General features: G+C 64.5%; 14 protein-coding genes, 1 tRNA gene and 1 pseudogene. 11 read left to right on the top strand and 5 right to left on the bottom strand.

Annotated features, from left to right (window positions below):
• Positions 1-19 precede the first annotated feature (19 nt).
• Positions 20-1,180: a YncE family protein gene (locus EJ071_RS09955; protein WP_126097714.1), complete on the top strand. Its 1,161-nt coding sequence runs from the start codon at positions 20-22 to the stop codon at positions 1,178-1,180.
• 44 nt (positions 1,181-1,224) lie between these two features.
• Here the strand turns inward: EJ071_RS09955 and EJ071_RS09950 are convergent.
• A tRNA-Leu gene (locus EJ071_RS09950) sits at positions 1,225-1,309 on the bottom strand.
• 274 nt (positions 1,310-1,583) lie between these two features.
• Between EJ071_RS09950 and EJ071_RS09945 the strand changes: the two genes are divergently transcribed.
• Together EJ071_RS09945 and EJ071_RS09940 are read left to right on the top strand one after the other, a co-directional pair.
• The gene (locus EJ071_RS09945) at positions 1,584-2,174 is read left to right on the top strand and encodes a YqaA family protein (protein WP_126097713.1); all 591 of its coding nucleotides are present in this window, start codon (positions 1,584-1,586) and stop codon (positions 2,172-2,174) included.
• A gap of 24 nt (positions 2,175-2,198) precedes the next feature.
• Entirely contained in the window at positions 2,199-2,717 is a 519-nt protein-coding gene (locus tag EJ071_RS09940; protein WP_126097712.1) for a disulfide bond formation protein B, read from the top strand.
• Between the two features lie 286 nt (positions 2,718-3,003).
• Here the strand turns inward: EJ071_RS09940 and EJ071_RS09930 are convergent, their stop codons facing one another.
• Together EJ071_RS09930 and EJ071_RS09925 are read right to left on the bottom strand one after the other, a co-directional pair.
• Positions 3,004-3,561, bottom strand: coding sequence for an HNH endonuclease (locus EJ071_RS09930; RefSeq protein WP_126097711.1), 558 nt, complete (start codon positions 3,559-3,561; stop codon positions 3,004-3,006).
• Positions 3,562-3,671: 110 nt separating this feature from the next.
• Positions 3,672-4,331: a DNA-3-methyladenine glycosylase gene (locus EJ071_RS09925; protein WP_126097710.1), complete on the bottom strand. Its 660-nt coding sequence runs from the start codon at positions 4,329-4,331 to the stop codon at positions 3,672-3,674.
• A 91-nt stretch (positions 4,332-4,422) separates the two neighbouring features.
• Between EJ071_RS09925 and gluQRS the strand changes: the two genes are divergently transcribed.
• On the top strand, positions 4,423-5,292 hold the full coding sequence (gene gluQRS, locus EJ071_RS09920; protein WP_126097709.1) for a tRNA glutamyl-Q(34) synthetase GluQRS: 870 nt from the start codon (positions 4,423-4,425) through the stop codon (positions 5,290-5,292).
• Here the strand turns inward: gluQRS and EJ071_RS09915 are convergent, their stop codons facing one another.
• Positions 5,293-5,580 (bottom strand): hypothetical protein, encoded by a 288-nt coding sequence (locus EJ071_RS09915; RefSeq protein ID WP_126097708.1) that lies wholly within the window; start codon positions 5,578-5,580, stop codon positions 5,293-5,295. It lies immediately after the preceding gene.
• Between the two features lie 159 nt (positions 5,581-5,739).
• Here EJ071_RS09915 and EJ071_RS09910 point away from each other — a divergent pair.
• Positions 5,740-6,616 (top strand): annotated as a pseudogene (locus tag EJ071_RS09910) (DMT family transporter).
• Positions 6,617-6,623: 7 nt separating this feature from the next.
• On the opposite strand, the gene EJ071_RS09905 reads toward EJ071_RS09910, so the two are convergent.
• Positions 6,624-7,475 carry a YihY/virulence factor BrkB family protein gene (locus EJ071_RS09905; protein ID WP_126097707.1) on the bottom strand — a complete coding sequence of 284 codons (852 nt, stop codon included), beginning with the start codon at positions 7,473-7,475 and terminating at the stop codon, positions 6,624-6,626.
• A gap of 58 nt (positions 7,476-7,533) precedes the next feature.
• Between EJ071_RS09905 and EJ071_RS09900 the strand changes: the two genes are divergently transcribed.
• From EJ071_RS09900 to EJ071_RS09875, 6 genes are all read left to right on the top strand, one after another.
• Positions 7,534-8,400, top strand: coding sequence for an SDR family oxidoreductase (locus EJ071_RS09900; protein ID WP_126097706.1), 867 nt, complete (start codon positions 7,534-7,536; stop codon positions 8,398-8,400).
• Positions 8,401-8,423: 23 nt separating this feature from the next.
• Complete coding sequence (locus EJ071_RS09895; RefSeq protein ID WP_126097705.1) at positions 8,424-8,615, top strand: twin transmembrane helix small protein; 192 nt, start codon at positions 8,424-8,426, stop codon at positions 8,613-8,615.
• 23 nt (positions 8,616-8,638) lie between these two features.
• A complete protein-coding gene (locus tag EJ071_RS09890; protein ID WP_126097704.1) occupies positions 8,639-9,220 on the top strand; it encodes a cob(I)yrinic acid a,c-diamide adenosyltransferase in 582 nt (193 codons plus the stop codon).
• 25 nt (positions 9,221-9,245) lie between these two features.
• Entirely contained in the window at positions 9,246-10,055 is an 810-nt protein-coding gene (locus tag EJ071_RS09885) for a rhomboid family intramembrane serine protease (RefSeq protein ID WP_126097703.1), read from the top strand.
• Positions 10,056-10,304: 249 nt separating this feature from the next.
• Positions 10,305-11,054 carry an electron transfer flavoprotein subunit beta/FixA family protein gene (locus EJ071_RS09880; protein ID WP_040989245.1) on the top strand — a complete coding sequence of 250 codons (750 nt, stop codon included), beginning with the start codon at positions 10,305-10,307 and terminating at the stop codon, positions 11,052-11,054.
• Positions 11,055-11,076: 22 nt separating this feature from the next.
• The gene (locus EJ071_RS09875; protein ID WP_126097702.1) at positions 11,077-12,006 is read left to right on the top strand and encodes an electron transfer flavoprotein subunit alpha/FixB family protein; all 930 of its coding nucleotides are present in this window, start codon (positions 11,077-11,079) and stop codon (positions 12,004-12,006) included.
• Positions 12,007-12,033: the final 27 nt, after the last annotated feature.

The following is a 12,033-nucleotide window of genomic DNA, read 5'->3' as shown; positions in this document are numbered from 1 at the left end:
CACCACAAAGCATTTCCCAATGATCGAAACCTTCCTGCGCTTCGCCCGCCTTTGTGCGCCGCTTGTCCTCTTCGCCGTGCTTCCGGCCCGCGCCCTCGCCGATTCCTGCCCCGAGGATTGCAGCGAACCTCCGCCGCCGCCCGTCAACATCTACAGCCACACCACCGCCGCCGATGTGAGCCCCGCCACGGCCGGCGCACTGGCGCGCGTCTATGTGCCGAACCGCTCCTCGAACAGCGTTTCCGTGATCGACCCGGCGACGTTGAAGGAAGTCGACAGGTTTCCGGTCGGCAGCAAGCCGCAGCACGTCGTTCCTTCCTGGGACCTGAAGACGCTCTGGGTCGCCAACAACGGCACCGGCAAGAACGGCAGCCTGACGCCGATCGACCCGACGACCGCCAAGCCCGGCAAGCAGGTGCCGGTCGACGACCCCTACAACATGTACTTCATGCCGGACGGCAGCGCCGCCGTCATCGTCGACGAGGCGCTGAAGCAGCTCGACCTGCGCGATCCGCAGACCATGGCGCTGAAATCGATCATCCCGACCCCCGATTGCCCCGGCATCAACCATGCCGATTTCTCAGCCGACAATTCCTACGCCATCTTCACCTGCGAATATGGCGACGGCGGCCTGGCCAAGATCGACCTGAAGAACCGGAAGGTGCTCGGCCATCTCGACCTGTCGAAGATGGGCATGCCGCAGGACATCCGCCTCTCGCCCGACGGCAAGGTCTTCTACGTCGCCGACATGATGAATGACGGCGTGTTTCTCGTCGACGGCGACAGCTTCAAGGAGATCGGCTTCATTCCGACGGGAATAGGCGCGCACGGCTTCGTCGTCAGCCGCGACGGCAAGCGGCTCTACGTCTCGAACCGCGGCTCGCACAAGATGGAGCAGGGCCGCGCCGACGGTCCGGGCAGCGTGACCGTGATCGACTTCGCCACCCGCTCGGTCGTCGCCCAATGGCCGATCCCTGACGGCGGCAGCCCCGACATGGGCAATGTCAGCGCCGACGGCAAGCAGCTATGGCTCTCCGGCCGCTTCGACAGCGAGGTTTATATGATCGACACGACGAGCGGCGCGGTGACGAAGATCCGCGTCGGCGTGGAACCGCATGGGCTGACGGTATGGCCGCAGCCGGGGCGGTATTCGCAGGGCCATACGGGGAATATGCGGTAGGACTTTTCAGGTGGCCTGCCATCCGAAGCTCGCAGAGCGAAGGATGGTGCCCCTAGCCGGGATCGAACCAGCACTCCTTGCGGAACTCGATTTTGAGTCGAGCGCGTCTACCAATTCCGCCATAGGGGCTCAGGCCGGGCGGCCTGGATGGGCGCGGACTATACGGGCGGAGGGCCTTTCGTCAACTGGCCTGTTGCCGAATTCACCAGCGCCAACCGCGGCCAAACCGTCCCTTTCGGTTGCTAGACGGCGCCGCCATTGTGCGGCGCGGAAATTCTTTCTAGACAGACTGCGGGTCGGGTGGCCGGGCCAAAAGCATTCACTGCGGCGCTTTGGGTCCTTGCTTCGTGCATGCCGGTGGCCGAAAACCGCTCCGCCATTCGGAACCAAATCAGGAGAGCCGATGCTTCGCGGACTTTACGACTGGACCCTGTCGCTGGCGGCGCGCAAATCCGCCGAATGGTGGCTGGCCTTCATCGCCTTCGTCGAAAGCTCGGTCTTCCTGGTGCCGGCCGACGTGCTTTACCTGCCGATGGCGCTTTCCAAGCCGGAGCGCGCGTATCGCTACGCGCTGATCGCGACGATAGCCTCGGTGCTCGGCGGCGTCGCCGGCTGGTTCATCGGCCATTACGCCTATGAGGCGGTCGCCAAGCCGATCCTCGAATTCTACGGGAAATATGACGAGTTCGAGCAGCTGCGCACCTCGTCGGGCGTCGGCTTCATCATCCTGATGCTGATCACCTCGGGCGCGGCGCATCTGCCGCCGATCAAGGTGGTGACGATCCTGTCCGGCGTCATCGGCGTCAACCTCTTGCTGTTCATCGGGCTTGCGATCGTGGCGCGCGGCGCCCGTTTCCTGCTGCTTGCCTGGCTGCTGCGCCGCTACGGCGAATCGATCAGGGAGTTCATCGAAAAACGCTTGGGGCTCATCGTCAGCGCCGGTGCCACTGCCCTTATTTTGCTCTATATCGCGGTCAGATACGCCCACGGGTAAAGCCAAGCGAACGGACCAGGACCGATGACAGCGACCATGACTGCCGACACCGGACGCCAGCGGACGCGCGCCGCGCTGTTTCTCGCCGTGGCCATGGCAGCGACCGTCGGCTCCGCGCTCGCCTTCCAGTACATAGGCGGTTACATCCCCTGCCATCTCTGCCTCGAGCAGCGCACGCCCTACTACATCGGCGTGCCGCTGATGCTGGTGGCGGCGATCGCCTCGATGCTGCGCACGCCGGCCTGGGCGACGCGCGGCCTGCTGGCGATCGGCGGCCTTTTGATGCTCTACGGCCTCTATCTCGGCGTCTACCACTCCGGCGTCGAATGGGCCTGGTGGCCGGGCCCGGCCGATTGCACCGCCGGCGCCGGCCCGGTCGATACCGGCGGCAAGGGCGTGCTCGACGCGCTCGACAAATTCGTGCCGCCCTCCTGCGACAAGGCAGCCTTGCGCATCCTCGGCCTCTCGCTCGCCGGCTGGAACGTCATCGCGAGCCTCATCCTGGCCGCCGTCGCCTTCCGCAGCGCGCTGTCGCGCGACTGATTTTTTGAGCCGGAACGCCCCCGAAGCTCACGGCACCCGTCCTGGGGCTAGATTTGGAACGTCGGCGCCGCCCCTCATTGCCCTGCCGGGCATTTCTCCCCGTCTAGAGACGGGGAGAAAGATGCCGTCATCAATGGTTTCGCCAATCATCAACGCTGCAGAATTAGTGCCGGCGTCGCGGACAAGTTCCCTTCTCCCCGTCACTATACGGGGAGAAGGTGGCGGCAGCCGGATGAGGGGCAGCGCCAAGATCGACAATTTGCATAGCTGGTCAGTGTGCCGAACGCTACGGCTCAAGCTCAACATCCCAGTAGAGATAATCCATCCAGCTTTCGTGCAGATGGTTGGGCGGGAACAGGCGGCCGTTGTTGTGCAGGTCGTGAACCGTCGGCTGATAGGGTTTTTGCAGCGGCCACATCTTGGCCTGCGCCGGCATCATGCCGCCCTTCCTCAGATTGCAGGGCGAGCAGGCGGCGACGACATTCTCCCAGGTCGTCGCGCCGCCGCGATGGCGCGGGACGACATGGTCGAAGGTGAGGTCGTCCGGAGTGCCGCAATACTGGCACTGGAAGCGGTCGCGCAGGAAGACGTTGAAGCGCGTGAAGGCCGGATGCCGCGACGGCTTAACATAGGCCTTGAGGCTGACCACGCTCGGCAGCTTCATCGAGAAAGTCGGCGAGGAGACGGCGTGCTCGTATTCGGCAACGATATTGACCCGGTCGAGGAAGACAGCCTTGATGGCGTCCTGCCACGACCAGAGCGACAAGGGGTAATAGCTGAGCGGACGGTAATCCGCATTCAGCACCAGCGCGGGAAGCCCATCCGGAGATACGGCAACCGTCACGTCGTTGGCCTCCTTATTCCAGAACCGAACGGCGCGGATACTGTAAGCCCGACATGACAGGGATGTGAAGCGGATTGTCGTTCGACGAAACGGTCAAAAACGCATGATTTTCATGCTTTTTCGGCCATTTCGACAGGGGGCGCCGCATCCCTGCCCTTCAATTCACGATAATAGGCCCAGAAAAGCCGCGACGCCACACCTCGCCACGGGCTCCATGATTCGGCCAGTCGAATCAGCGTTTTCTCCGGCGGACGGGGGTCTATGCCCAGCGCATGGCCGACCGCCGTCTGCAGCGCGACATCCCGCGCCGGAAAGACGTCGGGATGGCCGGCGGCGAAAAGCAGATAGCACTCCGCCGTCCAGGGGCCGATACCGGGCACCGCCGTCATCGCCGCGATCGCCTCGCCGGCGTCGAGCGAGCAGAGGTGGTAGAGGTCGAGTCCGCCAGCCACGGCCTCGGCGACAGCGATGAGCCCGCGCTGCTTCGGCCGCGACAGGCCGGCCTCGCGGAAAATATCCTCGCCGGCGAAGAGAATCCCTTCCGGCGTCAGCGGATCGACCAGCCTGGTCAGCCGGCCGAAGATGGCGTCCGCACTGGCGCGAGAAACCTGCTGCGAGACGATGATGGACGCGAGGCTCCCGAACCCGGGCTCGGACAGCCTGAGCGGCACCTCGCCCGCCATGCCACGCACCTTCTCCAGCCGCGGATCGATGAGGCAGAGCGCGTCGAGTCCTGCCGAAATGTCGTCGAGCGAGGCGATGCGTTGCACGTTGCTTGTTCCCCAGGCGGCCGCGATATGGCTATTGATGGCTAACTAGCAACCGCCGGAAGCGCCTTTCAACCCGAATGCGCCTTGAGACATGACGCTCCTGACATTCCGCTTCGCGCCGAGCCCCAATGGCGAATTGCATCTCGGCCATGCCTATTCGGCCCTGCTCAACCAGCAGATGGCGGCGCGGGCGGGCGGGCGGCTGTTGCTGCGCATCGAGGATATCGACATCGCGCGCTGCACGCCGGAATTCGAGGCCGGCATATTTCACGACCTGAAATGGCTGGGGCTCGGCTGGGAGGAGCCGGTGCGGCGCCAGTCCGAGCATTTTGCCGAATATAGGGCGGTGCTCGACCGGCTGATCGTCGAGGAGCTGGTCTATCCCGGCTTCATGAGCCGGGGCGAGATCCGCGCCTTCATCGCCGAGACCGGTGGCCGCGACTGGCCGCGCGACCCCGACGGGGTGCCGCTCTACCCATCCCTGGACAAGGCGCTGTCGATGAAAGAGCGCAAGCGACGCATCGCCGAGAACATACCCTTCGCCTGGCGGCTCGACGTCGAAGCGGCAACGGCGCGCATGTCCGGCGCCTTGTCGTGGTTCGAGTTCACTGACGAGACCATGACCGCGACGCATACGGTCGAAGCGAAGCCGCAGGCTTGGGGCGATGTCATCGTGGCGCGCCGCGATATCCCGACCAGCTATCATCTCGCCGTGGTCGTCGACGACGCGCTGCAGGGCGTCAGCCATGTCGTGCGCGGTCAGGATCTTTACGCGGCCACGGGCGTGCAGCGCCTGCTCCAGGAATTGCTCGGTCTCTCGCCGCCACGCTATTTTCACCACCGCCTGATCCTGGGGCCGGACGGCAGGAAATTGTCGAAGAGCCTCAAGGACACCGGCCTCGCCGCGCTCAGGCACGCGGGCATGTCGCCGCAAGACGTCAGGCGGCTCGTCGGGCTTTGATTACAGGCGCGCGAGTCCCGCCTTGATCAGCGCCATCACGCTGATGAGAACGAAGGCGCCGCTCAAACCCCATGCCACCGCAAGTCCGAGGTCCCTGAAGGTGATGCCGTGCTCATTGGCGCCCATCACCGCAACGAAGAAGCCCAGCGTGAACAGCAGCGTGTTGCCGGTCGAGCCGAATCCGTCTTCCTTCATGATGGCGTCGAGCGCCGTGCCGAAGAAGAAGCCGAAAACCGCGACGGTCGCGACCGCGAACAGCAGCCACGTCGTACCGAGATGCAAAAGCATGCCTCTCCATGGCGTGCCTTAACGCCATGCCCCTCTGGCACCGATTGTTGAATTCGAATGAGCTTATGGATCAACCGTTTCGTTTTGCTTGCCGAATTGAACGGCATTAGAGCAATTGCCGTCATCAACCCTTCACCGCAGCCAGAGCCCTCTCCCACAATGCACAGCATCAAGCGGTTCATTCCCGCCTCCTTCGTCGTCCTGTGGGCGACCGGCTTCATCGGCGCGCGCTATGCCATGCCGTGGGCGGAGCCTTTCACCTTCCTCGCCATCCGCTTCGTGCTGGCGGCGATCCTGTTTGCGGGCCTGACCCTTCTGCTCGGCTAGCGCAGGGGCGAGCCGCGAGCAGGCGCTGCACGCAACGGTGGCCGGCGTCCTCATGCACGGCGTCTATCTGGGCGGCGTGTTCTGGGCGATCCACCGGGGCATGCCGGCTGGTCTTTCGGCGCTGATTGTCGGCCTGCAGCCGCTGATCACGGCGGTGCTTGCCGGCAAATTCCTCGGCGAGGCGATCCTGCCGCGCCATTGGGCGGGCCTTGCCGTGGGGCTGTTGGGCGTCGTCATCGTGCTCTGGCCGAAGCTCGGCATGATTGGCGGCGGCGTCACCGCGGCGACGTTGACGGCCTCGCTGGTCTCGGTGCTCGGCATGGCCGCCGGAACGATCTGGCAGAAGCGCTTCGCCTCCGGCGGCGACCTCGTCTCGGCGACGATGTGGCAGTATGTCGGCGGCTCCGTCGTGACGATCCTGGGATCGCTCGCCTTCGAGACGCGTGCGATGACCGTCAACGGCGAGCTCATCTTCGCATTTGCCTGGCTGGTCCTTGTGCTGTCGGTCGGGGCCATCTTCCTGTTGATGGTGATGATCAGGGACGGCGAGATGTCGAAGGTCGCTTCGCTGTTCTATCTGGTGCCGGCCGTCACCGCCGTCATCGCCTGGGCTCTGTTCGGCGAGCAGCTCAATCTGCTGCAGATCGCCGGCATGGCGATCGCCACGCTGGGCGTCGGCCTGGCGACCGCGCGGCCAGCCAAGGCATGATCTTGCCTCAACCTACCCTCGCGCGCGCCTCGAGATAACGGCTGATGGCGGCATTAAGCTCGCCGCCGAGGATGAAGATGGCCGAGATGATGTAGAGGAACACCACCGCGATCATGATCGAGGCCAGTCCCGCATAGGTCGTCACATAAGACGAGAAATGGTCGAGATAGGTGGCGAAGATGGTCGAGCCGGCCAGCCAGGCGACCAGCGTGAAGACGATGCCGGGCACGATGGAGACGAAGCGGCGCTTGCCGGCCGGCAGCCAGATATGCACGGCGAAAAGGCCGATGACGATGACTGTCGAGGCGATCACGTAACGCCAAATCGTGATCGTGCCCATATAGGGCTTGATCCATTCCAGATGCGCTTCGGCCAGCCGCGCCAGCAGCGGCGCGAACACGAGAAGCACGCTGACGGCAAGAAAACAGGCCGTAGCGATCAGCACGAAAATGATGCTCTGCACCCTGCGGTGGATGATGCCGCGCGTCTCGGTGACCCTGTAGGCGCGGTTGAGCGAGGTGCGCAAAGCCTCGATGCCGTTCGAGGCGAAGTAGGCGGCTAAAAGAACGCCATAGGTCAGAAGGTCGGTGCGCCGCACGGTGAGCACGTTCTGCACCTCGCGCGCGATCGGCTTGGCGATCTGCTCCGGCCAGGTGTCGAAGACCAGATGCACGGCCGTGTCGGCGAAGGCGCGCGCGCCGAGGAAGCTCGCAAGCGTCGTGGCAAAGATTAGGAACGGAAACAGCGCCATCAGCGAGGTGATCGCCAGATGGCTGGCCATTGCCCAGCCGTCGTCGGTGTTGAAATGGCCGATCGCATCGTAGAGCACTCGCTTGACCGCGACGATATTCCTGAGCAAGGACCCGCGCTCCGCTCGATTGTGTCGACGCCGCGAATATGGGAAGTGATTGCGGCAAATGGCAACCCCAGGTCAAACCGCGATTCCCACCGCCAAAGAGTTGCGCACCATTATCGTCACCGGCGCCTCCTCCGGCATAGGCGCCTATTGCGCGCGGGCATTGAAGGCGGAAGGCTGGCGCGTATTCGCCACGGCACGCAAGCCGACCGACATCGAGGCTCTCGAGGCCGACGGTATCGAGGCCTTCTATCTCGACTATCGTGAGCCGGAGTCGATTGCCGCCCTGGTCGACGCGGTCTTGGAGCGCACCGAGGGCAAACTCGATGCGCTGTTCAACAACGGCGCCTACGCGCAGCCCGGCGCCGTCGAGGACCTGCCAGTCGAGGCGCTGCGCGAGCAGTTCGAGGCCAATTTCTTCGGCTGGCACGACCTGACGCGGCGCGTCGTGCCGGTCATGCGCAGCCAGGGTCACGGCCGTCTCGTCCACTGCTCCTCGATCCTGGGCCTTGCCCCGGTCCGCTTTCGCGGCGCCTATTCGGCGTCCAAACACGCCATCGAAGGCCTTATGCTGTGCATGCGCCAGGAACTCGAAGGCAGCGGCATCCAGCTTTCGCTGATCGAGCCTGGGCCGGTGACCTCGAAGATCGCCAGCAACGGCCTTGCCTGGTTCCTGAAGAATATCGACATCGAGAACTCCGTGCACCGCGCCGACTATAAGGCGCAGCTTGCGCGGCTGCAGGCTGGCGGCAGCGTCTCGCGGCTGAAGCCCGGACCGGAAGTTGTCCATGTTGCCTTGCGCCACGCGCTTCTGTCACAGCGCCCGCGCCCGCACTATGTGGTAACGGTGCCGGCCAGAATCGGCGTGATGCTCAAGCGCATCCTGCCGGCATCAGCGCTCTACCGCGTGCTCGCCAGGCGCGCGTAACGAAACCGAACCGGAGCCAGCCCATGGCAACCACCTTCAAAATCCTCGCCCTGGTCGTCATGGCCGCCGTCGTCGTCGTGCTGATCCGCGGTCTCGTCAACATGATGCGAGGCGGCTCCGGCGTGACCTCCAACAAGCTGATGCAGGCGCGCGTTCTGCTGCAGGCCGTGGCCCTGGCGCTGATCCTGCTGGCCGTCTGGTTCACTCGCAAGTGACGTTCGCCGCAAGGAGGTAAGGCGTGGTCAAGCTCAACAAGATCTACACCCGCACCGGTGACGACGGCACCACCGGTCTCGGCAGCGGCGAGCGGCGGCTGAAATCCGATCTGCGCGTCGAAGCCTACGGCACGGTCGACGAGGCCAATGCTTGCATCGGCATGGCGCGCCTCCACACCGGAAAGGATCATCCGGCGATCGACGTCATGCTGTCGCGCATCCAGAACGACCTTTTCGACCTCGGCGCCGATCTTGCGGTGCCGGACGAAGGCAAGCCGCTCGACTACGAGCCGCTGCGCATCGTTGCCGCGCAGACCGAGCGCGTCGAAAAGGACATCGATCTTCTCAACAAGCAGCTGCAGCCGCTGAAGTCCTTCGTGCTGAATGGCGGCACGCCGGCGGCGGCCGCCCTGCATCTGGCGCGCACGGTGGCGCGGCGCGCCGAACGCGTCATGGTGGCGCTGGCGCAGCATCCTGCCGAGCACGTCAACCGCGAGGCGCTGAAATACATCAACCGGGTCTCGGACTTCCTTTTCGTCGCCGCGCGTGCGGTCAATGACAACGGAAATGCCGACGTGCTATGGGTTCCCGGCAAGAACCGCTGACAATCGGGTATGGCGGGAGGATCCGATGTTTATCCCGCTCTATGACACCAACAGGCTGCGCCACATCCGCCTGCAATATGTGACGATCGGCCTGATCGCGGCGAACGCCCTGGTCTATCTCGCGACCACGCTTGGCGGCGAGAACTTCAACAATGCCGCGGTGCTCGGCCTCGGCTTCATCCCTTCGGTCGTCCACGACAAGGTCGAGTTGTCGCCCGAATTCGTCGTCATTCCCGAGAGCCTCAGCTATCTCACCTATTCCTTCCTGCATGCCGACATCTTCCACCTCGGCGGCAACATGCTGTTCCTGTGGGTGTTCGGGGACAATGTCGAGGACGCGCTCGGCCATATCCGCTACCTGATCTTCTACCTCGCCTGCGCGGCGGCGGGTGCTTTCGTTCAAGGGTTGGTTGGCTGGGATTCGCAGGTGCCGCTGATCGGCGCCTCCGGCGCCATCGCCGGCGTGGTCGCGGCCTACCTGATCCTCTATCCCAGGGTTAAGGTCTGGGTGCTGGCCTTCGCCCGCATCCCTCTGCGCATTCCTGCCTTCATCCCGCTCATCCTCTGGATCCTGTTCCAGATCGTGATGTTTGCCGCGGGCGGCGAGGACCAGGTCTCGTGGGCCTGCCATATCGGCGGCATCATTGCCGGCGCGGTTCTCGTTCTGGTGCTGCGCAGCCGCGGCGTGCCGCTGCTTGCCGGTGCCGACGGCGAGCCGGGCCCTACGCCGAATGTCCAGCAGGTGCCCGTTCCGATTGAGCCCGGGGCAACGCCGGAGCCCCCGGCGCAGTCCGCGCCGCAATGGGGCCGCGGGGCTGCGTCGCCTCAGGACTGAACCGATTTGAATGCGTCACGCATATTGACGCGCCGGATTGCCGCCACTACGGAAACGCCACCCCGGGGCTGATCCCGAAAAGCGGGAACCGGTTTTCGGAAAAGATCGTGCTCAAACGAAAGATCGGGGTGGAACAGGTTCTTGGCGGTTGAAGGCCAGAATTCCGCCCGGAATGTCGGCTTTCGACAACTCTGGCAAGGCGCACACTGCTATAGCGCGCCCGACTATCTCAGGAGAGGTGACAGGAAAATGAAGATCCTTGTGCCCGTGAAGCGGGTTGTGGATGCGAACGTCAAGGTCCGGGTCAAGGCCGACGGGCTGGGCGTCGAGCTCGCCAACGTCAAGATGGCGATGAACCCGTTCGACGAGATCGCGGTCGAGGAAGCGATCCGGATCAAGGAAGCCGGCAAGGCCGAGGAGATCATCGTCGTGTCGATCGGCCCGCAGCAGGCGCAGGAAACGCTCCGCACCGCTCTCGCCATGGGCGCCGATCGCGCCATCCTAGTCAAGACCGACGAGCAGACCGAGCCGCTCGGCGTCGCCAAGGTGCTGAAGGGCGTGGTCGAGGCCGAGAAGCCGGGCCTCGTCATCCTCGGCAAGCAGGCGATCGACGACGACAGCAATCAGACCGGCCAGATGCTGGCGGCGCTGCTGGGCTGGGCTCAGGGCACCTTCGCCTCCAAGGTGGAGCTCGCCGGCGATCATGCCAAGGTGACGCGCGAAGTCGACGGCGGCCTGCAGACCGTCGAGCTGAAGATGCCGGCGATCGTGACCGCCGACCTTCGCCTCAACCAGCCGCGCTATGCCTCGCTGCCCAACATCATGAAGGCCAAGAAGAAGCCGCTCGACGAGAAGAGCCCGGCCGACTACGGCGCCGACGTCAAGCCGCGCCTCAAGGTGATCAAGACCGAGGAGCCGGGCGGCCGCAAGGCGGGCGTCAAGGTCAAGAGCGTCGCCGAGCTGGTCGAGAAGCTCAAGAACGAAGCCGGCGTGCTCTGAGCGGTCAGGAAAGGAACAGAAAATGGCAATTCTCCTCATCGCCGAACACGACAACGCGAGCCTTTCCGACCAGACCGCCAAGGCGCTGTCGGCGGCCCTCCAGATCGGCTCGGATGTCGACGTGCTGGTCGCCGGCAAGGGCGCCAAGGCTGCTGCCGACGCCGCGTCGAAACTGAAGGGCGTGCGCAAGGTGCTGCTCGCCGAGGCCGACGAGCTTTCGGAGCGTCTCGCCGAACCGACGGCGGCGCTCGTCGTCTCGCTGGCAGGCTCCTATGACGCCATCGTCGCGCCGGCCACGTCGGTCGGCAAGAATGTCGCGCCGCGCGCGGCCGCCTTGCTCGACGTCGCCCAGGTGTCCGAGATCATCGAGGTGGTCTCGCCCGACACCTTCAAGCGGCCGATCTATGCCGGCAACGCCATCCAGACCGTGCAGTCGACCGACGCCAAGAAGGTTATCACGGTCCGCACCGCCTCTTTCCAGGCCGCGCCCGAGGGTGGCTCGGCTGCGGTCGAGACGGTCGGCGCCGCCGCCAACCCCGGCCTCTCCTCCTTCGTCGAGAACAAGCTCTCCGAAACCGATCGTCCGGAGCTGACCTCGGCCAAGATCATCATCTCGGGCGGCCGCGCGCTCGGCTCCTCGGAGAAGTTCCAGGAAGTGATCCTGCCCGTCGCCGACAAGCTTGGCGCCGCTGTTGGCGCCTCGCGCGCCGCGGTTGATGCAGGCTACGCCCCCAACGACTGGCAGGTGGGCCAGACCGGCAAGGTGGTCGCCCCCGACCTCTACATCGCCGTCGGCATTTCCGGCGCCATCCAGCATCTCGCCGGCATGAAGGATTCGAAGGTCATCGTCGCCATCAACAAGGACGAGGAAGCGCCGATCTTCCAGGTCGCCGACTACGGCCTCGTCGGCGATCTCTTCGTCATCCTGCCGGAACTGCAAAAGGCGCTTTGACGCCTTCCGCTCAGGCATATTAAAATC

Source organism: Mesorhizobium sp. M1B.F.Ca.ET.045.04.1.1 (assembly GCF_003952465.1).
Taxonomy (GTDB): Bacteria; Pseudomonadota; Alphaproteobacteria; order Rhizobiales; family Rhizobiaceae; genus Mesorhizobium; species Mesorhizobium shonense.
The sequence above is the reverse complement of the archived record's forward strand: the minus strand, read 5'-3'. Positions and strand labels throughout refer to the sequence as shown.